The sequence below is a fragment of the Sporosarcina sp. OR05 genome (genome assembly GCF_041414805.1).
GTDB lineage: Bacteria > Bacillota > Bacilli > Bacillales_A > Planococcaceae > Sporosarcina > Sporosarcina saromensis.
Map to the genome: position 1 here is coordinate 147,435 of NZ_JANKJL010000006.1, position 20,213 is coordinate 167,647.

General features: G+C 40.7%; 21 protein-coding genes. 4 read left to right on the forward strand and 17 right to left on the reverse strand.

Annotated features, from left to right (window positions below; genetic code table 11):
• Nucleotides 1–187: 187 nt before the first annotated feature.
• From rpsR to rpsF, 3 genes are all read right to left on the reverse strand, one after another.
• Entirely contained in the window at nucleotides 188–424 is a 237-nt protein-coding gene (gene rpsR / locus NRI27_RS11270; RefSeq protein WP_317945291.1) for a 30S ribosomal protein S18, read from the reverse strand.
• Nucleotides 425–465: 41 nt separating this feature from the next.
• Nucleotides 466–975, reverse strand: a complete 510-nt coding sequence (ssb, locus tag NRI27_RS11275) for a single-stranded DNA-binding protein (RefSeq protein ID WP_317945293.1) — start codon at nucleotides 973–975, stop codon at nucleotides 466–468.
• A gap of 72 nt (nucleotides 976–1,047) precedes the next feature.
• Complete coding sequence (gene rpsF, locus NRI27_RS11280; protein ID WP_371390769.1) at nucleotides 1,048–1,335, reverse strand: 30S ribosomal protein S6; 288 nt, start codon at nucleotides 1,333–1,335, stop codon at nucleotides 1,048–1,050.
• A 151-nt stretch (nucleotides 1,336–1,486) separates the two neighbouring features.
• Here rpsF and NRI27_RS11285 point away from each other — a divergent pair, with 151 nt between their 5' ends.
• Nucleotides 1,487–2,044, forward strand: coding sequence for a DUF3267 domain-containing protein (locus tag NRI27_RS11285; protein ID WP_371390770.1), 558 nt, complete (start codon nucleotides 1,487–1,489; stop codon nucleotides 2,042–2,044).
• Nucleotides 2,045–2,364: 320 nt separating this feature from the next.
• Here NRI27_RS11285 and ychF read toward each other — a convergent pair whose 3' ends face one another.
• From ychF to NRI27_RS11300, 3 genes are all read right to left on the reverse strand, one after another.
• Entirely contained in the window at nucleotides 2,365–3,465 is a 1,101-nt protein-coding gene (ychF, locus tag NRI27_RS11290; protein ID WP_371390771.1) for a redox-regulated ATPase YchF, read from the reverse strand.
• A gap of 86 nt (nucleotides 3,466–3,551) precedes the next feature.
• Nucleotides 3,552–3,755, reverse strand: a complete 204-nt coding sequence (locus tag NRI27_RS11295) for a DUF951 domain-containing protein (protein WP_317945298.1) — start codon at nucleotides 3,753–3,755, stop codon at nucleotides 3,552–3,554.
• A gap of 20 nt (nucleotides 3,756–3,775) precedes the next feature.
• On the reverse strand, nucleotides 3,776–4,654 hold the full coding sequence (locus NRI27_RS11300; protein ID WP_317945300.1) for a mechanosensitive ion channel family protein: 879 nt from the start codon (nucleotides 4,652–4,654) through the stop codon (nucleotides 3,776–3,778).
• Nucleotides 4,655–4,751: 97 nt separating this feature from the next.
• On the opposite strand from NRI27_RS11300, the gene yyaC reads away from it, so the two are divergent.
• Entirely contained in the window at nucleotides 4,752–5,330 is a 579-nt protein-coding gene (gene yyaC, locus NRI27_RS11305; RefSeq protein WP_317945301.1) for a spore protease YyaC, read from the forward strand.
• Here yyaC and NRI27_RS11310 read toward each other — a convergent pair.
• From NRI27_RS11310 to rpmH, 11 genes are all read right to left on the reverse strand, one after another.
• Entirely contained in the window at nucleotides 5,299–6,009 is a 711-nt protein-coding gene (locus tag NRI27_RS11310; protein WP_371390773.1) for a DUF554 domain-containing protein, read from the reverse strand. The two genes, yyaC and NRI27_RS11310, sit on opposite strands and share 32 nt — an antisense overlap.
• A 63-nt stretch (nucleotides 6,010–6,072) precedes the next feature.
• Nucleotides 6,073–6,909 carry a ParB/RepB/Spo0J family partition protein gene (locus tag NRI27_RS11315; protein WP_317945305.1) on the reverse strand — a complete coding sequence of 279 codons (837 nt, stop codon included), beginning with the start codon at nucleotides 6,907–6,909 and terminating at the stop codon, nucleotides 6,073–6,075.
• The gene (locus tag NRI27_RS11320) at nucleotides 6,902–7,663 is read right to left on the reverse strand and encodes a ParA family protein (protein WP_317945306.1); all 762 of its coding nucleotides are present in this window, start codon (nucleotides 7,661–7,663) and stop codon (nucleotides 6,902–6,904) included. The genes NRI27_RS11315 and NRI27_RS11320 overlap by 8 nt, the downstream gene beginning before the upstream one ends.
• 315 nt (nucleotides 7,664–7,978) lie before the next feature.
• On the reverse strand, nucleotides 7,979–8,842 hold the full coding sequence (noc, locus tag NRI27_RS11325; RefSeq protein WP_371390774.1) for a nucleoid occlusion protein: 864 nt from the start codon (nucleotides 8,840–8,842) through the stop codon (nucleotides 7,979–7,981).
• Nucleotides 8,843–8,989: 147 nt separating this feature from the next.
• The gene (gene rsmG, locus NRI27_RS11330) at nucleotides 8,990–9,706 is read right to left on the reverse strand and encodes a 16S rRNA (guanine(527)-N(7))-methyltransferase RsmG (RefSeq protein ID WP_317945310.1); all 717 of its coding nucleotides are present in this window, start codon (nucleotides 9,704–9,706) and stop codon (nucleotides 8,990–8,992) included.
• Between the two features lie 60 nt (nucleotides 9,707–9,766).
• On the reverse strand, nucleotides 9,767–11,656 hold the full coding sequence (gene mnmG / locus NRI27_RS11335) for a tRNA uridine-5-carboxymethylaminomethyl(34) synthesis enzyme MnmG (RefSeq protein WP_371390775.1): 1,890 nt from the start codon (nucleotides 11,654–11,656) through the stop codon (nucleotides 9,767–9,769).
• An 82-nt stretch (nucleotides 11,657–11,738) separates the two neighbouring features.
• Nucleotides 11,739–13,124, reverse strand: coding sequence for a tRNA uridine-5-carboxymethylaminomethyl(34) synthesis GTPase MnmE (gene mnmE / locus NRI27_RS11340; protein WP_371390776.1), 1,386 nt, complete (start codon nucleotides 13,122–13,124; stop codon nucleotides 11,739–11,741).
• A 1,098-nt stretch (nucleotides 13,125–14,222) separates the two neighbouring features.
• Nucleotides 14,223–14,993, reverse strand: a complete 771-nt coding sequence (gene jag / locus NRI27_RS11345; protein ID WP_371390777.1) for an RNA-binding cell elongation regulator Jag/EloR — start codon at nucleotides 14,991–14,993, stop codon at nucleotides 14,223–14,225.
• Nucleotides 14,990–15,760: a membrane protein insertase YidC gene (yidC, locus tag NRI27_RS11350; RefSeq protein ID WP_371390778.1), complete on the reverse strand. Its 771-nt coding sequence runs from the start codon at nucleotides 15,758–15,760 to the stop codon at nucleotides 14,990–14,992. The genes jag and yidC overlap by 4 nt, the downstream gene beginning before the upstream one ends.
• A 95-nt stretch (nucleotides 15,761–15,855) precedes the next feature.
• Nucleotides 15,856–16,194 (reverse strand): ribonuclease P protein component, encoded by a 339-nt coding sequence (gene rnpA, locus NRI27_RS11355; protein ID WP_317945320.1) that lies wholly within the window; start codon nucleotides 16,192–16,194, stop codon nucleotides 15,856–15,858.
• A 480-nt stretch (nucleotides 16,195–16,674) separates the two neighbouring features.
• On the reverse strand, nucleotides 16,675–16,809 hold the full coding sequence (rpmH, locus tag NRI27_RS11360; protein ID WP_317945322.1) for a 50S ribosomal protein L34: 135 nt from the start codon (nucleotides 16,807–16,809) through the stop codon (nucleotides 16,675–16,677).
• Between the two features lie 529 nt (nucleotides 16,810–17,338).
• On the opposite strand from rpmH, the gene dnaA reads away from it, so the two are divergent.
• Together dnaA and dnaN are read left to right on the forward strand one after the other, a co-directional pair.
• Nucleotides 17,339–18,688, forward strand: a complete 1,350-nt coding sequence (gene dnaA / locus NRI27_RS11365; protein ID WP_317945324.1) for a chromosomal replication initiator protein DnaA — start codon at nucleotides 17,339–17,341, stop codon at nucleotides 18,686–18,688.
• Nucleotides 18,689–18,900: 212 nt separating this feature from the next.
• On the forward strand, nucleotides 18,901–20,037 hold the full coding sequence (gene dnaN / locus NRI27_RS11370) for a DNA polymerase III subunit beta (protein ID WP_317945326.1): 1,137 nt from the start codon (nucleotides 18,901–18,903) through the stop codon (nucleotides 20,035–20,037).
• Nucleotides 20,038–20,213 lie beyond the last annotated feature (176 nt).

Consider the following 20,213-nt stretch of genomic DNA (forward strand, 5'->3'; position numbering starts at 1 on the left):
AACAGCGCTGTCGAAACGCTTTCATCCAATTGGACTTCATAATGAGCAAACTAGGTCTAACTGTTCATAAACACGAGGACAAATTGCTTTTAGAAATTCCTATACAATATGCCCATGTTTTAAGACGTATGAAAAAACCGCCTTTGCACTGGAATTCCAGTGACATAAGGCGGTTACAAAAATCAACTTATCTCTCTTCCGCTACGAACGGAAGAAGTGCCATAATACGAGCACGTTTAATAGCAGACGTTAGTTTACGTTGGTATTTCGCGCTTGTACCTGTTACACGACGAGGCAAGATTTTTCCACGTTCAGAAACGAATTTCTTAAGTAGATCAGTATCTTTGTAGTCGATGTGTGTAATGTTGTTTGAAGTAAAGTAACAAACTTTACGACGTCTTTTACCTCCACGGCGTGGTGCCATATCGCTTTCCCTCCTTTTTTATACGTACGAAACATGATGGATCAGAACGGTAAATCGTCATCCGATACTTCGATCGGGCCGCCACCAGTTGAGAACGGATCATTATCCGTACGTGTGTAATTTTGTTGGTTTGGTTGTTGATATTGCTGGTTTGGCTGCTGATTCTGATAATAAGGCTGTTCGTTCTGTGGTGAGCCGCCATAGGAAGCTCCAGACCTCTCAGAATTCGCACTACGCGGCTCAAGGAATTGCACGCTGTCCGCTACAACTTCCGTCATAAAGACACGCTTGCCGTCTTGTCCATCAAAGCTACTCGTTTGAATACGACCTTCGATGCCTGCAAGACTTCCTTTGCGTAAAAAGTTCGCAGTGTTCTCCGCCTGTTTTCGCCAAGTGACACAGTTAATGAAATCAGCTTCACGCTCTCCCTGTTGGTTCGAGAATGTCCGATTCACTGCAAGCGTAAAACGTGTTACCGCTACTCCGCCCTGTGTATACTTGAGTTCAGGATCTTTTGTCAATCGGCCAACTAAAACGACACGGTTAATCATCAGATTGCAACCTCCCTCATCATTTTCAAGTTCCACCTTTTAACAGGTTCTAACATTTCGTGCTTATATGGATTAGTTGTCTAAACGAACAGCCATATGACGAATGATTTCTTCATTAATGTTCGCAAGACGATTGAATTCATCGATTGCTTCAGTCGTAGCGTTAGCTGTCACCAATTGGTAGAAGCCTTCACGTAGATCGTCGATTTCGTATGCAAGACGACGCTTGCCCCACTCTTTCGACTCGATGATTTCCGCTCCGTTAGAAGTTAGGATCTCATCGAAACGGTTGATCAATGCTTTTTTAGCTTCATCTTCCAATGTCGGACGAATAATGTACATGATTTCGTACTTTCTCATCTTCAGTCACCTCCTTATGGACTTTGGCCCACTTCTTACGGCGGGCAAGGAGTAAGTAATTATTTATTACTCACATCATCATATTTTAACATACTACTTTCAAACATACAACAATTTAATTATGTATACTAATGACAAGGAGTGATGTTCCGTGAATCTATCTACTGAACCCAATAAAATTATCGAAATCGATTTACCAAAAGTTGCGAAGAAAGGTCTCCTACTGACCATTTTGTCTTTAGTTGGTTTACTCGTCGTATTAGCACTTATTCAACAAGAGCTATCCTTTACAATCACGTTTTCGTCTATCTTCTTATTCATTATTGGCTACATTGTACTCATCATCTTCCATGAACTGTTCCACCTAATCGGGTTTCGTCTATACGGCAAAGTTCCATGGAAAAGCATGATTGTTGGCGTTAACCTTAAATTAGGAATCGCATACGCTACCACGAACGTACCAATGACCAATCAGGCAATCCGTAAAGCACTCTTACTTCCATTTTGGACGACTGGTATCCTCCCTGCCGTCATTGGATTAGCATTGGAAAGCGGCCTGCTCATCGGTCTTGCTGCATTCCTCATTGGAGGTGCTGCGGGGGATTTTGCAATGTACAAAGAACTGCGCAAACTGCCTGACGACTGGCTCGTAAAAGATGATCCTGAACAACCGAAACTATATTTGTATCAACCTACTCGCCTGCAATGATCAAGATCTCATTCGTTCACGATCTCCGTATCATGCCAAAAGAATGAGGCTGGGACATAACATAAAAAAACTGCATTATGGCTAATTCGCCTTTCATGCAGTTTTTTATATTTTTCCAGTGTTTCTTTTCAAATTCTTGAGTGAGTCGGAGCGGAAAAAGGCCGACTCCTGCGGGATTATAGCGCGAATGTTGAGACCCCGCAGGCAGCGCAGCGGACGAGGAGGCTCAAGCGCGCCCCGCGGAAAGCGTGCCTTTTGGAGCGCAGAGGAACGGTCTATTTAGAGTTTTGTCCCAGCCTCTTTTCCTTTTCTATCTGCACTTATACATTGAATCTGAATAACATGACATCGCCGTCTTGAACGATGTATTCTTTTCCTTCAAGGCGCACTTTACCTGCTTCTTTCGCAGCTGCCATTGAGCCAGCCTCAACGAGGGCATCGTACGATACGGTTTCTGCACGGATAAATCCACGTTCGAAGTCGGTGTGGATGACGCCCGCACATTGTGGTGCTTTCATTCCTTTACGGAACGTCCAAGCACGTACTTCTTGGACACCTGCAGTGAAGTATGTTGCTAGGCCCAGTAGATGGTACGCAGCTTTAATGAGCTGGTCAAGTCCTGATTCCTCGATGCCTAACTCGCTAAGGAACATTTCTTTTTCTTCATCATCAAGTTCAGCCATTTCTTCTTCGATTTTTGCACAAACGATGATGACTTCCGAATGATCCTGCTCCGCAAATTCTTGTACCATTTTGACATACTCATTGTTTGCAGCATCTGCGATTTCATCTTCTGAAACGTTCGCGACATAAAGCATCGGTTTGATCGTTAATAAATGCATCCCTTTAATGAGATTGTATTCTTCAGGTGTCAATTCTACTGAACGAGCTGGCTTGTCATTTTCAAATGCTTCTTTTAACTTTAAAAGCACAGGCTCTTCAGCCATGGAGTCTTTATCTTTTTGCTTCGCCATTTTAGAAACACGTGCCAAACGCTTGTCCACGCTTTCCAAGTCAGCAAGAATCAATTCCAGATTAATTACTTCGATGTCATCAATTGGATTTACTTTTCCAGACACGTGTGTAATGTTTTCATCGACAAAACAACGGACAACTTGGCAAATTGCATCGACTTCACGAATATGCGAAAGGAATTTATTGCCCAGTCCTTCCCCTTTACTTGCTCCTTCTACAATCCCAGCAATATCAGTAAATTCAAAAGCTGTTGGAACCGTCTTTTTAGGTACTACAAGTTCAGTTAGCTTTTGAAGTCTATCGTCAGGTACTTCAACAATCCCTACGTTCGGATCAATTGTACAGAATGGATAGTTGGCAGCTTCTGCCCCTGCCTTTGTAATTGCATTGAAAAGGGTTGACTTTCCAACGTTTGGTAATCCAACAATTCCAGCTGTTAACGCCATTTATTTCCCAACCTTTCATTTAGGTCAATCGTAAAATTCAGTTTCGCAACTCTTCCATTATAAGAATTGTTCGCGTTTCTGTCTAATTAATGTTCGGTATTTGCTTGTACGAGAACCTTTTTCATCTTCTTTGCAAACTCGTTTCGTGGAATCATGACACTATGTCCACAACCTTCACACTTAATACGAATGTCTGCACCCATTCGTATAATCTTCCATGCATTTGTTCCACATGGGTGCTGTTTTTTCATCTCTACTATATCATGTAAATGAAATTCTTTATTCATCATTTTTCTTCCCCCATATGTCATTATCGATTTTCAAAACTCTTCGTGACAAGCGTAGGATAAGGAATTTCTATTCCTTTTTCTTGCAAATGTTTTTTAATGCCTACACTCAAACTTCTCGCCGTATCAAAATGGCGCATTGGTTTTGTTTCAGCAATTACTCGTTCTATAACAGAATCTTCCGTAAAATCATTTGCACCAACTAATCTTGCTTTACTCAACAAGTCTGGATTATCCACACTCATCGCTTCCAAATATTCCTCAATGGCCTGTTCAACCTGTTCGACACCTTGCTCAAAGGGAATCTTCACATCAATGATTGCTAAGGAATTTTTCATCGAATAATTGACAACTTGTGCGATTGTTCCATTGGGTAAGATGTAGATTTCGCCTGAAAAGCTTTTTAACTTTGTCGTCCGTAATCCGATTTCTTCAACGATTCCTTCCGCTGTACCAATTTTCACGTAATCTCCTACAGAAAATTGATCCTCAAATAATATAAAAAATCCTGAAATGACGTCTTTTACAAGACTTTGTGCACCAAACCCAACGGCAAGTCCCAATACGCCAGCGCCTGCAAGAAGGCCTTTTACGTCGATTGTGAATTCCTGCAAAATCGCCAAGATTGCTGAAAAATACACGACATAACTAAGTGTATTTTCCAACAACTTCAATAACGTGCGTTCACGTCGTTCTTCTTTTCGTATCGGTCCCTTGATTTTCAACTTAAAGACCTTACGAATAATTCGTTTTCCTACATTAACAATGAGCACTGAAATGACAACGATGGCAATTATCTTTAGTGCGATGAAACCGAAATTGATCCACGTCTCTTCATTCAATAAAAACTTTCCGAGCTTCCCCATTTCTTCTCTCGTCTGGTCTTTTACATCCTCCGTCAATCGCAAATCCTCCTTTTCGTATAAAACTTGAACGAGCCGCGTATACTGCTAAACAACCAATATATTATTCCTATTACTTTTAGAATGGAGTTTTGTCATGCACTCAGCACTTTCTACGAATTACGACTACCGCCTTCATTATAATGAAATCGGTGCTGTTTGGAAGCTAAGCTCATACTTCCTTCACCATATCCCTTTTGAACGGGAATCATTGACATTCTTTTGTATCGGAACAGACCGCTCCACAGGTGATGCGCTAGGACCTCTAACAGGCTCACATTTGTCTGAATCACTATTGTTTCCATATTCAGTCGTCGGTACACTCGAAAATCCTTTGCATGCGTTGAATTTACAACAACATTTAGATGATAAGTTGACTGCAGATCCATCCACCTTTATTGTCGCGATTGACGCTTGCTTAGGTAGAAGCGATTCCATTGGTCATTTGCTTTTTCAGAACGGCCCCCTCTACCCAGGGAAAGCTGTTGGAAAAGATTTGCCACCGGTTGGCGATTTGTCCATTAAAGGTGTCGTCAACATTTCAGGCTTCATGGAACAAGCTGTCTTACAGAGCACGCGTCTTCACTTATCCTTTGAAATGAGCCGTGTTATTTCGCGTGCTATCCAGCTAGCTCATGGACGCTTTAAAACAAATTATGGACAAGTGTTACAATAACCCCTACTACAAAAATGCCCGGAACTAGATTTGCTACTCGTATTTTTGTAAGGCCAATTAAATTTAAGCCGATGGCAACAATCATAAGTCCACCAGTCGCTGTCATTTCTGAGATGAAAAATTGTAATAACTCCTCAGGCACAAAACGACTGATTTGCGTTGAAAATAATGTGATTGCGCCTTGGTAAAGCAATACTGGGACTGCAGCGAAGATTACCCCAATCCCAAGTGTTGAACTGAGAATAATTGAAGTAAATCCATCAATAATCCCCTTCATGATTAATACATCATGGTCATTCCGTAGTCCACTGTCGATTGCACCAATTATAGCCATTGACCCGACAACAAAAATTAGCGTTGCAGTAACAAAGCCTTGTGAAATTGCAGGCCCTTCTTTTTTAGGAGTGGGAAGCTTCTGCTCAATCCATTTTCCTAAACGATTCACCTTGTCATCTAAGTTCAGCCACTCACCTATTACTGCTCCAATCACAATACTAACAATTACAATTAATAACTGTGTACTTTCAAAAGTCATTTGAATTCCGATTGCGACAACTGCTAATCCAATTCCATACATGACCGTTTCTTTCATACGTTCTGGAATGTTATGTAAGACACGTCCGATTAAAGCACCTACAATTATTAAAGCAAAGTTTACGATTGATCCAAATAAAACCACTGCACCACTTCCAATTACTAAAAATAATACCTATTTTGCAAGAGGAGCAAAATAGGTACATGCTTAATCATTCAACAACTCTAAAATTCTTTCAAGATCTTCTTCATTGAAAAATTCTATTTCAATTTTTCCTTTGTTTTTCGATTTCTTTATTGTTACGTTTGTACCGAAAAACTCACGTAAGTTTGTTTCTCTCTCTTCAAGGAAAATATCTTTCTTTTCTGGTTTTGTTTCACGTGGAACATCTTCGTTCAGTCGGTGTACTAAGCGCTCAAGTTGACGAACGTTTAAACCTTCCTGAATCGTCTTTTCGGCGATTAGCAAGATTTGTTCCTTTTTTCGCAAACCGAGAAGTGTGCGACCGTGACCCATCGATAGCTTTCCTTCCATGATCATTTTTCTCACTTTGTCTGGAAGGCTCAGTAGTCGGATGTGATTTGCAATGTGAGGGCGACTTTTCCCAAGTCGAAAAGCGAGCTGCTCTTGTGTAACATTCAAGTTATCCATTAACTTTTGATACGCCTCAGCCTCTTCAATTGGTGTTAAATCTTCACGTTGCAAGTTCTCAAGAATTGCCATTTCCATCGATTCTTCATCGGTCAATTGACGGACGACAGCGGGAATTTCCAACTGGCCAGCTAATTTAGCGGCGCGAAAACGTCTTTCCCCTACGACAATCTCAAACATCGTTCCTACTTTTCGGACGATAATGGGTTGAAGGACACCATGTTCCTTAATGGACTCACTCAGTTCTTGAATCGCATTCTCGTCAAACAATTTTCTCGGTTGATACGGATTCACTTTTATACTTTTTAAACGAATGCTTTCAACCTTTTCAGCTTTTGTTAACGATTCTTCTGGAAATAAAGCGTTCAAACCTTTTCCAAGACCTTTAGCCATTGTGCACCACTTCCTTTGCCAGCTCTAAATATACTTCCGCGCCTCTTGATCTCGCATCATACATAATAATTGGTTCTCCATGGCTTGGCGCTTCACTCAGTCGTACATTTCGTGGAATGATCGTTCCGTACACTTTATCTTGAAAATACTTTTTCACTTCTTCAATGACTTGAATTCCTAAATTTGTCCGTGCATCAAACATCGTCAACAATACGCCATCAATCATTAAACTTTCATTTAAATGTTTCTGGACCAGACGGATTGTGCTTAACAACTGACTTAACCCTTCTAACGCATAGTACTCACATTGCACAGGGATAATGACAGCATCAGCTGCTGTTAAGGAGTTAATTGTTAACAGCCCGAGTGAAGGTGGACAATCAATGATGATGTAATCATATATATCCTTCGCATCTTGGATAGCATGTTTCATGCGAACTTCGCGAGAGATTGTTGAAACAAGCTCAATTTCCGCGCCAGCCAAAGAAATGGTTGCTGGTACAATATCGAGATTCTCCATCTTCGTATGGTGAATGACTTCTTGAATGTTCACATCATCAATCAACATATCATATATGCATTGATGTACATCACCTTTGTTGACCCCTACCCCGCTCGTAGCGTTCCCTTGTGGATCAGCGTCAATTAATAATACTTTTTTGCCGATATGTGCAAGGCAAGCACTTAAGTTAACAGAAGTGGTCGTCTTCCCAACTCCTCCCTTTTGATTGGCTATGGCTAAAATTTTTCCCACGCTTGCACCTGCTTTCTCACTCTTCATTCCATTTTCAATTACTATCTTTTCTCTTTACGTATACTTGAATTCCTTCAGTAGAAGAAAACTTTAAAAAAATTGTATACGTAACAACCCTATACAAATTTAAACTCACGATTTTTTATTCTAGTTCAATTGTTTTATAACAACTTCTTATTTTCGTAGCGAAACACTACACATACTAGTTTATCAAAAAAGCGCCGTACATGGTAATGTATAGCGCAAAAAAACTCTTGCCCATAGTGAAGCAAGAGCCTTCTCGCTTAATGCACGAGAAATAGAATAGGAATGGAATTATTTCTTTTTAGGAATTTTAACAGTAATCGTATAAAAATCATCTGTATCTTCTTCTTCAGTCTTTACATTAATACCGCTTTTTGTGACAAGCTGTAAGGACTGTCGAATCGTATTGAGTGCAATTCGTACATCTTTACTAACAGATTTCCGTTTAACCGCTTTCTTTTTCACTTTTTCTTCTTCGACAGGATTTAATGCTGCCTGAATACGTTCTTCCAATTGTTTCACATTAAGTTGCTCGTCAATGGCTTCTTGAAAAAGTTTTGACTGTAAGTCGGTATCTTTTACAGAAATAAGCGCTCTAGCATGTCTTTCTGACAATTCTTTGGAGAGGATTTTATTTTTTATTTCATCAGGTAGCTTTAACAATCGAAGTTTATTGGCAATTGTTGATTGACCCTTACCAAGTCGTTGCGCTAATGCTTCTTGAGTCAGTCCGTGTAGTTCCAATAATTTTTCATACGCATACGCTTCCTCTATCGCTGTCAATTCTTCGCGTTGTAAGTTTTCAATGAGAGCAATGGAAGCAGTTTCTTTATCATCTAAGTTACGAATAATAGCAGGTACTTCTTTCCAACCGAGCTTTTTCATTGCACGGAATCGTCGTTCACCTGCAATTATTTCGTACCCTTCTTCTGCCTTACGTATAACAATGGGTTGTATCACGCCATGCGTATGGATTGTTCTCGCTAGCTCTTCAATTTTCTCATCCGAAAAAATTGTACGAGGTTGATATTTATTAGGCTTAATTAATTCTATATCTACTTGATCGACTTTTTCTTGTGGTATTATTTCTTCCACATCTTTATTCTCGATTTCTTTATCGTTATTACCAAAAAAACGTGAAAACGTATTTTTCATCCCGGCACCACCTTTACAAAACTGCTCATCTATTCATTAGCTATTTCGTCATATCTATTATATATCCTCTTAACTACTTATTAAAGGATAGAATCTATTGAATATCATACTACCACAATAGTTTGAGATATGTTCCACGTGAAACAATTACATGATTGGTGTTTTATTAGGTATGCCCGGTTTACGCGGGTATTTCTTAGGTGTCTTTTTGGTTTTATTCAGAATAAATATATTTCTTTCACTTTCTTCCATAGGCAAGTTAAATGAATGCTTTTCAATCAGTTCTGCACCTAGCACGGTGATTGCTTTTTTCGCATCTAGTAATTCTTCTTCTGCAGCTGCACCTTTCATGGCAACAAACATGCCCCCTTCTTTAACGAGAGGTACACATAATTCCGATAGAACGGATAACCGAGCAACTGCACGTGCTGTGACAAGATCAAATTGTTCACGGTACTTACTATTCTGACCAAAATCTTCAGCTCTTGAATGAATAAAGTGGACGTTGTTTAACTGAAGCTCTTTTGCTAATTCAGTTAAAAATGTAATTCGTTTGTTTAATGAATCGACAATCGTAACAGATAAGTCCGGGAAACAAATCTTTAATGGGATACTCGGAAATCCTGCCCCTGCTCCTACATCACAAATCGATTGCTTACCATTCAAGTCTACATAAAACGCAGCCGTAATGGAATCATAGAAATGTTTTAAATAGACTGATGGTGCATCTGTAATTGCTGTTAAGTTCATCTTTTCGTTCCACTCAACTAACATATGGAAATATTTTCTAAATTGTTGAATTTGGTTCTCCGATAACTGTATTCCTTGTTCGTGTAACTTGGCTACAAATTGTTCCTCGTTCACTCGGATCCTCCTTTTAAAAAAGACTGATGCGGACTTGAACTCCACATCAGTCACTTGATGTTATCCTGATATTTTAGCAATTTTCCCTTGTTCAATATAGACAAGTAAAATGGAGATATCAGCAGGATTTACCCCTGAAATCCGTGATGCTTGTGCAATGGACAATGGTCTAACTGCTGTTAAATTCGCTTTTGCTTCTTTCGCAATGCCTGTAATTGCATGGTAGTCAATGTTTTCTGGAATGCGTTTGTTCTCCATCTTTTTCATACGTTCCACTTGCTGCATCGACTTTTCAATATAGCCTTCATACTTAATGGAAATCTCAACTTGTTCCGCCACTTCTTCAGTCACTGGCTCTTCACGTGGCACAACGCGAATAATTTGGTTGTATTTCATTTCTGGACGTTTTAACAGATCTGCAGCTTTCATCGGTTCGCGCAGCTCTGTTCCTTCTGATTCCCGAATAATTTCTTGAACAGCTTCACTCGGTTTTATCGTCACTTTACGTAGGCGTTCCACTTCTTCCTCAATTTGTTGCTTTTTAAGGAGGAATTTTTCGTAACGCTCCTCACTAATCATACCAAGACGATAGCCAATTTCCGTTAGACGGAGATCCGCGTTGTCATGACGTAATAATAAACGATACTCGGCTCTTGACGTCAACAGTCGATACGGCTCGCTCGTTCCTTTCGTCACAAGGTCATCAATTAGTACGCCGATGTATGCATCAGCACGACCCAGAATGACTTCTTCTTTACCAAGAACTTTACTTGCTGCGTTAATACCGGCCATAATACCTTGTGCAGCAGCTTCTTCGTACCCTGATGTGCCGTTAATTTGACCAGCCGTATATAGATTTTTGATCTTTTTCGTTTCAAGCGTTGGCCACAGCTGCGTCGGTGTAACTGCATCATACTCAATAGCATATCCAGCACGAAGCATTTCTGCTTTTTCAAGTCCCGGTACACTTTCGAGTAATCTGCGTTGAACATGTTCCGGCAAGCTTGTTGAAAGACCTTGGACATAATACTCTTTTGTATTTCTACCTTCAGGTTCAAGGAAAATTTGATGACGTGATTTGTCTGCAAAACGGACGATCTTATCCTCGATTGACGGGCAGTAACTTGGCCCTTTTCCTTTAATCATCCCTGAGTACATCGGGGATAGATGAAGGTTTTCATTGATAATTTCATGCGTTGTAGGTGTTGTGTACGTTAACCAGCATGGCAATTGGTCCATGATGAATTGTGTCGTTTCGTAACTGAACGCACGTGGTTCTTCATCACCTGGTTGAATTTCGGTTTTACTGTAATCAATCGTTTTCCCGTTAATACGCGGAGGTGTACCTGTTTTAAAACGAACCATGTCTAGACCGAGTGCTTGCAAATTTTCAGCGAGCTTAATGGCTGGCATTTGGTTGTTTGGCCCACTTGAATATTTCAGATCCCCGATAATGACTTCGCCACGTAAAAACGTTCCCGTCGTAATGATGACGGATTTGGCGCGATAGATTGCACCAATTTGCGTGACGACACCTTTCACTTCATCCTCTTCAACAATCAATTCTTCCACGACACCTTGGTGAAGTTTCAAGTTTTCTTGTTCTTCGAGTACCCGTTTCATTTCTTGTTGGTAAAGGACTTTGTCTGCCTGTGCACGAAGCGCTCTGACAGCAGGTCCTTTCCCTGTATTTAACATCCGCATTTGGATGTGTGTTTTGTCAATTACTTTTGCCATCGCTCCGCCAAGTGCGTCAATTTCCCGGACGACGATCCCTTTTGCAGGACCTCCAAGTGACGGATTACATGGCATGAACGCGATCATATCTAAGTTCATCGTAAGCACCAATGTCGATGCACCCATCTTCGCTGAAGCCAATGCCGCTTCAACGCCAGCATGACCTGCTCCGATGACTATACAATCGAACGTGCCTGCTTCAAATTGTGGCATGTTCGTTCATCCTTCCTAATTTTTGAATTAACTTGCTAGTTCCGTGTCTATGTGAATGTATAGTATACCATTTAGTACGTCGTTATTTCCCGAGGCAGAATTGTGAAAACAGTTGATTGATCAAACTGTCCTGGACGGTATCGCCAACAATTTCACCGAGAAGTTCCCATGTACGCGTTACATCGATTTGGATCATATCGATTGGTACATGCGCTTCTGCAGCGGATATAGCGTCTTGGATCGTTTGATGAGCTTTGTGAAGGAGTGCGATATGACGAGCGTTTGACACATAGGTAAGATCCCCTGCTTCGAGCGTTCCTTCAAAGAAGAGCTTCGCAATGGATTCCTCCAATTCGTCGATCCCTTGTTCTTCGAGTATCGATGTCGTGACGATTGTACCTGTACCAGCAAGCTCACTCACTTGCTGCATATCGATTTGTTGCGGCAAGTCAGTTTTGTTAATGACGACTATAACGTCCATCCCTGCCGTCGCTTCAAAGAGACGTTTGTCCTCTTCCGTTAGCTCTTCAGCACCATTTAACACGAGTAGTATCAAATCCGCCTCTTTCAACACTTGGCGAGATCGTTCCACACCGATTCGTTCAACAATGTCTTCCGTTTCCCGAATTCCAGCTGTATCGACAAGTCGTAAAGGAACGCCTCTAACGTTGACGTATTCCTCGATTATATCACGTGTCGTTCCTGCGATATCGGTAACAATCGCTTTATTCTCCTGAACAAGGCTGTTGAGTAAAGAGGATTTTCCTACATTCGGTCTTCCGACAATAACTGTTGAGAGACCTTCTCGGAGAATCTTTCCTTGGGATGAAGTGCGAAGTAATTTCTCAATCTCTTCCTTCACCCAAGTTCCTTTTTCAATCATCAACGGAATGGTCACTTCTTCGACATCGTCATACTCTGGATAATCGATATTTACTTCGACTTGTGCCAACGTTTCCAGAAGAGCTTGTCGCAATTCACCAATCAACCTGGAAAGTTTCCCTTCCATTTGGTTCAACGCGACATTCATAGCGCGATCCGTTTTTGCACGAATTAAATCCATGACAGCTTCTGCCTGAGATAAATCGATGCGCCCATTTAAAAAGGCACGTTTTGAAAACTCACCTGGTTCCGCAAGGCGAGCTCCATTTTTCAACACTAAGTTGAGGACACGGTTCACTGCCACCACACCGCCGTGACAGTTTATTTCCACCACATCTTCACGCGTGAATGTTTTAGGAGCTTTCATGAGTGAAACCATGACTTCTTCCACCACTTCACCTGAAGCTGGCTCTACCAAGTGCCCATAATGAATTGTATGTGACGGTTCTTCCACAAGTTTTTTTCCTGAGGGAGACCGAAAAATGAGATCTGCAATGCCGATAGCCTCATCTCCACTTAGTCGGACGATGGCAATAGCCCCTTCCCCCATCGGAGTCGAAATAGCAGCTATAGTATCAAAATGCACGTTCTTCACCTTCCTAACTGTAATTACCCACATGTGGATAACCCGTTTTGACATGACTATCTAACATCTTATACTACCACAAATTCACCATTTCTCCTAGCCGCTAAACAAAAAAATGTGGATAACTTATTACTAAAGCGGAGAGTGGCGGTTAGGTGCGAAAGGCATAAGGCAAAGATGCGAAGTGGCGTTCTTTGCCACACAGCAGCTTGGACTTATGACCCGAGCGCCTGCCACTCGGAGTCTAGACGATGCAAAAGCGGAGGGCGCTTGCTTAGCCCCGACAAGCGCTGGAGGAATTGACAAAAGGTGTTTTTTACCTTTTGGTCAATTTCGAAGCGACTCGAGGGGCTAGCGCCCGGAGTCTGGATGACACAAAAGCGGAGAGTGGCGGTTAGGCGCGACAGGCGCTGGCCGACTAAAGTCGCCACGTCCTGTGGCAACGTCGGCACTTGTACATCCTGTACGGCGGAGAATTAGAGGAAAAGGCGCTCTTTGCCTTTACCTTTACTTTGAAGCGACCCGAGCGCCTGCCACTCGGAGTCTAGACGATGCTAAAGCGGAGAGTGGCGGTTGCTCAGAGGTTCGCAGTCTAAATACGCGACATCCTGTCGCAACGACTGCATGACCAGCTTCCTGCTGGCCTCAGGCATAAGGCAAAGATGCGAAGTGGCGTTCTTTGCCACACAGCAGCTTGGACTTATGACCCGAGCGCCTGCCACTCGGAGTCTGGATGCTAACAAAAGCAAAGGGCGTTTGCTCAGCCCGACAAACGCTGGTGAAATGAATAATTTTCAAAAAAGATACGGTTTATTAATAGAGGTTAACCATCTAAATGTATTTATTACATAGATACAGTAGATAGTAAGTCCTAAAATTGTTATTAGAATTGATAATGTGAACGATAGGATACATAAAGTGATCGATAGAATTCAAAAAATGATCGATAGAAGCCGCAATTGACCGATAGAAACTAAATATGATTAATACCTCCTTCTTTTTTTATAGCACCACATTAAAACTCAAAAATATCTTTAAATATGAACATCAAAAAAACCTCCAAAACGCGATTTTCACACGTTTTGGAGGTTCTCTGCATCAATTCATCGGCTCAATGACTAAATAACGATTCGGATCTGTGCCTTCTGAATACGTTTCGATGTCTAATCGATTGGATAATGCATTATGAATGATCTTTCTTTCATAGGATGGCATCGGTTCAAGCTTTACTTTTCTTCCATTTCGTACGGCTTGATCGGCCATTCTTTCTGCAAATTGTTCCAATGATTGCTCTCGGCGTTCTCTATAATCACCAACATCCAGTCGTACAACTTTGAATTGCTCTGAGAATTTGTTTGTAATGAGTTGCGCCAATTGCTGCAACGCATTCAAGGTTTGTCCCCTTTTTCCGATGAGGAACGCCGCTTTTTCACTTTCAAGTTGGAACGTGATGTATTTCCCGTCCTGCTCATAGTTAACGACCAGGTCATCAATGCCCATTTCATTAGCAATGGCCACTACATACGCTTTAGTTTCATGAATGGCTACTTCATCAGATACTTTTGAGGAATCTTGTACTTCAAGAACAATTTCCTCTTCAAATCGTTCTTCAATTGGTTGTTCAACTTCGAGTTGTTCAGGTTCTTCAATAGTCACTTTCTCATCGGTGTCTGTTTCGTTATTGTCCTCTACTTGCGGTTCATTTACAGTGACAATGACTTCCGCATCTTTTGCTCCGAAACCAAGAAACCCTTTTTTACCGCTTTCTATTACTTCCACATTCACTTGTTCACGCGTCAAACCGAGTTCTTGCAGAGCCGCTTCTATTGCTGCGTCTACTGTCGCTCCCTTTCGCGTTATCTTGTTCATTTCTTTTTCCCTCCCGTTTTTACAGGAACCACTTCTTTTTTCTTGAAGGGTTTGTAAATGAAGATATTTTGGATGATTGAAATGATGTTACCGATAACCCAATAAAGTGCAAGTGCTGCTGGTAAGAATGTACCGAAAATAATAATCATGAAAGGCATAATGTACATCATGATTCTCATTTGTGGGTTATCCATTGCAGGGCCTGTCCGTAATACAGCGAGTTGCATGAGACCTGCCACAATCGCAAGGGTAATACTTGGTGCAGCTAGTTCGAACCAAAGGAAATTTCCGATATTGATTTCTGGTGTTGCATTCATTCTGCTAATTGCATGATATAGACCGATAATGATCGGCATCTGAATCAAAACTGGTAGACAACCGGCTGCAGGATTAATTTTCTGCTCTGTCATCAGTTTTTGCATTTCTTCACGGTACTTTTGTTGTGTAACCGCGTCTTTAGATTTGTATTTCTCTTTTAAGCCTGTAAGTAGAGGTTGCATCTCCTGCATCCGTTTTGAGCTTTGTGCCTGCTTGATCATTAACGGCAAGAGAATCAAGCGGATAATAATTGTAACGGCAATAATTCCGAAGCCATATGTCCCGAGTAATTCTTTAAATGTGACAATTAATGATACAATTGGCCAAACGATATATTTATTCCAGAAGCCTTCACTTGTTTCGTAAATAGGCTCATTGAATTCTGTACACCCGGCCAAAAATACGGATAACACGGTTAACATGAGTATTAATAAGGATTTCTTTTTCAAGTCGTTTCCCCCAAAATTTTTACTATCCAGTCCATAGATAGTTTCAGTTTATCATGAACATTTGTAACGTTCTACTTCTTACTGTGTGATCTGCTTCATTTAAATGCTTTTGCAATTTTTAACACGTGTTGCAAACTTTTTTTCGTTTCATGGAAATCCAATGTGGCCGCCTGATGTCTGGCGATAATAACATAGTCGGTATCATTTTTAATGTCGTCTTTCATTTCCAAAAAAGATTGGCGTATGTATCGTTTAATCCGATTTCGTGTTACGGCATTCCCTAGTTTCTTCCCGACAGACAACCCGATCCGGAACTGCTGTTGCTTGTCTCTTCTATAGGAATAAACAACAAATTGCCGATTTGCAACGGATTTACCTCTTTTAAATACCTTCTGAAAATCTTCGTTCTTTTTTATCCGTTGTTCCTTCTTCAATATTCTGCACCTCCAAAATACACGTCCTTTAATCATGCCCTTTTTTCATTACTTTAACGGATTTGTTTCTACTTTAATTCGTATGAGCTTGAGTTCAGCTAACAGCTAGCTGTGACAAGAAGTTAAAAGCAAAGTGCGCCTCTTCCTCTACTTCTCCTCATTAATAGGAAGTTCAAGTCCCGAGATTGCACAAAACGTTGCGTCTTTAGTCGGTCAGCGCCTGAGGCCAGCAGGAAGCTGGTCATGCAGTCGTTGCGACAGGATGTCGCGTATTTAGACTGCGAACCTCTGAGCAACCGCCACTCTCCGCTTTTGTTTCATCCAGACTCCGAGTGGCAGGCGCTCGGGTCATAAGTCCAAGCTGCTGTGTGGCAAAGAACGCCACTTCGCATCTTTGCCTTATGCCTATCGCGCCTAACCGCCACTCTCCGCTTTTGTTCTTTCGTTATATAAAAAAAAAACCACTGGGGTACAGTGGTCTTAAGCTGAAAGCACTTTTCTTCCTTTGCGACGACGAGCAGCGAGAATATTACGTCCGCTTTTTGAGCTCATTCTTGAACGGAAGCCGTGAACTTTACTACGTTTACGTTTATTTGGTTGGAATGTACGTTTCATTTTAAAGACACCTCCTGCATTGTCCCTTTACAATCTGACAGTCTTGAACAGTATAAATGCCTTTACTTATAATGTCAATCATTTTTTCACTCATACTTTTTTTCAGTTTGTATCTGTTACTTTCATTTATCGACAAAAAAATCTACGGTTCGATTGTGGATTTGGGTTATCCACAGTTTCAAATTCTTCTCAGGTCATAATTTGTTTATAGAATTTTTTTCGGTATTTTTTATGCACAACCCTTATCTACACCTTTTACACATATGAAAAGCTGTGGATAACGTTTTTCTCCACAATTGTCGCTATTGTTAATAACTCATAGAATCCCTTGTGTTTGTTGTAGTTTCTTGTTACAATGTATAGGATTTTGCTGTTAATAAACATAAACCGACTTTTTCTTATCCACAATTGTTAATAGGTTGTGGATAATTTTTTCAACACTTTTGGATATTTGTTATCCACACAGCTGATTTGTGTGTATAATACATATTCCTGTGTTTTTTATTTTGTCAGTAAAGGAGGCCCACGAGTGGATCAGCTAGATAAATTATGGGACAGTGTATTGTCGAAAATTGAAAACCGTATTTCCAGACCCAGTTTTGAAACTTGGTTGAAATCGACGAAATTGCTGTCCTACGGAGATGAGAATGTTACGATTGCTGTTCCAAATTCGTTTGCGAAGGATTGGCTCGAAACACATTATGTACATTTGATAACGGGTATTCTTTCAGATTTGACCGGCGAAGATCGTTTTATACATTTTGTCGTCCCAAAAGATATGGAAGAAAGCGATTTCCCTGTGCCTAAGGCAACTGTTCAGCAAGTGGAGAAAGCTCCAGTTCAATCGGCATCAGTCATGTTAAATCCTAAATATACATTTGATACATTTGTAATAGGTTCAGGGAATCGGTTCGCCCATGCTGCATCGCTTGCAGTAGCGGAAGCGCCCGCAAAATCTTATAATCCCCTATTCATTTATGGAGGGGTAGGACTAGGTAAAACCCACCTCATGCATGCAATCGGGCATTATATTATGGAACAAGATCCGACTGCTAAAGTTGTTTATTTGTCGTCGGAGAAATTTACGAATGAATTCATTAATTCCATTATGAATAACAAGGCCGGCGAATTTAGAAATCAGTATCGGAACGTGGATGTCCTATTAATAGACGATATTCAGTTCATTGCAGGAAAAGAACAGACACAAGAGGAATTTTTCCATACTTTTAATACGCTTCATGAAGAATCGAAGCAAATTATCATATCAAGTGATCGTCCACCAAAGGAGATTCCAACACTGGAAGACCGCTTGCGTTCGCGCTTTGAATGGGGATTAATAACGGATATTGCTCCACCTGATTTAGAAACACGTATCGCCATCCTTCGTAAGAAAGCGAAAGCGGATGGACTGATCGATATTTCTGATGAAGTGATGTTGTACATTGCCAATCAAATTGATTCCAACATACGTGAATTAGAAGGCGCGCTTATTCGGGTCGTCGCTTACTCTTCACTCGTCAATATGGATATAACGACTGACCTAGCTGCAGAAGCATTGAAAGATATCATACCGAATTCACGTCCTAGAACTGTTACCATTTTGGACATTCAAAAAGCTGTCGGGGAGCATTATAGTGTACGTCTTGAAGACTTTACAGCAAAGAAAAGAACGCGTGCAATCGCTTTTCCTCGTCAAATTGCGATGTACCTATCGCGTGAACTGACTGATTCGTCCTTGCCTAAGATCGGGTCGGAATTTGGGGGTCGCGATCATTCAACTGTTATTCATGCGCATGAAAAAATCTCCCAACAAATGAAGGAAGATCAAAACTTGCAGCAAGATATTCAAGATATTCGAAATGCATTAGGTCGTGGCTAATTTAGTGGTCATGTCTGACAGCATACCTGTAAAAGACGGACAAGCCCACATGTGTATAACTATAAAAATTCGCTACAAGCTATGAACACTTTATGCACATGTGAATAGCTTTTGTAAATCTAGCATTCTCAGGCTTATCCACATTTCCACAGCCCCTATTACTATTACTATCTTTATTAATAACTAATTAATTATATAAGCGAGGGTGCAGAATGAAATTTGAAATAATGCGAGACTGGTTGCTCGAAGGATTGAATGACGTCATGAAAGCAATCAGTCAAAAAGTAGCAAACCCGATATTGACTGGGGTAAAAATCGAAGTAAATGACAAAGGATTGACAATGACCGGTAGTGATTCGGATATTACGATTTGTACGTTCATTCCTGTTGAAGAAAATGGTGAACAAATCATCCGCGTCATTGAATCAGGTTCAATCATTCTTCAAGCAAAAGTTTTTAGTGAAATTGTACGTAAACTTCCTACGAATGATGTCACGATTGAAGTTGAAAATGGTTTGCAAACACATATTCAGTCAGGTAAATCTGAATTCCACTTAATTGGTTCAAGTACAGATGACTATCCTGTGTTACCTAATGTGAAGGATGAATACCGTTTTTCCTTACCATCTGATTTGATGAAATCAATTATTCGGGAAACCGTGTTTGCTGTGTCCCAACAAGAAACTCGTCCAATTCTTACGGGAGTACATTGGGAAACAATTGACGAAAAACTTGTATGCGTTGCAACAGACAGCCACCGACTTGCTCGCCGTGAAATCGTTCCTGAAAATATGCCTGAAAGTGCCTTCAGTGTTGTGATTCCAGGGAAAAGTTTGCAAGAGTTGAACAAAATTTTAGAAGACAATACAGAACTTGTAGATATTGTTATCGCTGATCAGCAAGTACTGTTTAAATCTCGAAATGTCTTGTTCTACTCCAGATTATTGGAAGGTAATTATCCAGACACTTCTCGTTTGATTCCAGCTGAGCACAAAACGACTGTACATGTGAATGGCCGCCAATTGTTGCAAGCGATTGACCGAGCATCATTACTTGCTCGTGAAGAACGAAATAACATTGTCCGTTTCTCAGCTGATGGAGGAAAAATCATCGAGATCTCTTCCAATTCACCAGAAATCGGTAAAGTTGAAGAGTCGATTGAAGCAATTGATGTAAACGGCGAAGATTTAAAAATATCCTTTAGTGCAAAATATATGATGGATGCCTTAAAAGCGATTGATGCGCAAGATATCGCCATTCACTTTACAGGTGCAATGCGCCCATTCATTTTGAAATCTACTGATAGCGACTCAATATTACAATTAATTCTTCCGGTCAGAACTTTTTAATTCAGTACAGCGGAAATACGCAGCAAGCGGCATGTAAATAATGCTCGTTTGCTGCTCTTTTTTAATTTTTTCAAATAACTCCCCTAAAGCCTCAGAAGACCCAAAGTAGGAGTCCAATGAACGGATTAAAATAATTTATAACTAGAAGGACATCTGCGTTAAATATTTACTTATCC

Excerpts from the sequence above, each read along its gene's own strand:
- rpsR (WP_317945291.1), bottom strand. The coding sequence starts at position 424 with ATGGCACCACGCCGTGGAGGTAAAAGACGTCGTAAAGTTTGTTACTTT.
- ssb (WP_317945293.1), bottom strand. The coding sequence starts at position 975 with ATGATTAACCGTGTCGTTTTAGTTGGCCGATTGACAAAAGATCCTGAA.
- rpsF (WP_371390769.1), bottom strand. The coding sequence starts at position 1,335 with ATGAGAAAGTACGAAATCATGTACATTATTCGTCCGACATTGGAAGAT.
- ychF (WP_371390771.1), bottom strand. The coding sequence starts at position 3,465 with ATGGCGTTAACAGCTGGAATTGTTGGATTACCAAACGTTGGAAAGTCA.
- NRI27_RS11295 (WP_317945298.1), bottom strand. The coding sequence starts at position 3,755 with ATGATGAATAAAGAATTTCATTTACATGATATAGTAGAGATGAAAAAA.
- yyaC (WP_317945301.1), top strand. The coding sequence starts at position 4,752 with ATGCACTCAGCACTTTCTACGAATTACGACTACCGCCTTCATTATAAT.
- NRI27_RS11315 (WP_317945305.1), bottom strand. The coding sequence starts at position 6,909 with ATGGCTAAAGGTCTTGGAAAAGGTTTGAACGCTTTATTTCCAGAAGAA.
- noc (WP_371390774.1), bottom strand. The coding sequence starts at position 8,842 with ATGAAAAATACGTTTTCACGTTTTTTTGGTAATAACGATAAAGAAATC.
- mnmG (WP_371390775.1), bottom strand. The coding sequence starts at position 11,656 with ATGCCACAATTTGAAGCAGGCACGTTCGATTGTATAGTCATCGGAGCA.
- jag (WP_371390777.1), bottom strand. The coding sequence starts at position 14,993 with ATGAACAAGATAACGCGAAAGGGAGCGACAGTAGACGCAGCAATAGAA.
- rpmH (WP_317945322.1), bottom strand. The coding sequence starts at position 16,809 with ATGAAACGTACATTCCAACCAAATAAACGTAAACGTAGTAAAGTTCAC.
- dnaN (WP_317945326.1), top strand. The coding sequence starts at position 18,901 with ATGAAATTTGAAATAATGCGAGACTGGTTGCTCGAAGGATTGAATGAC.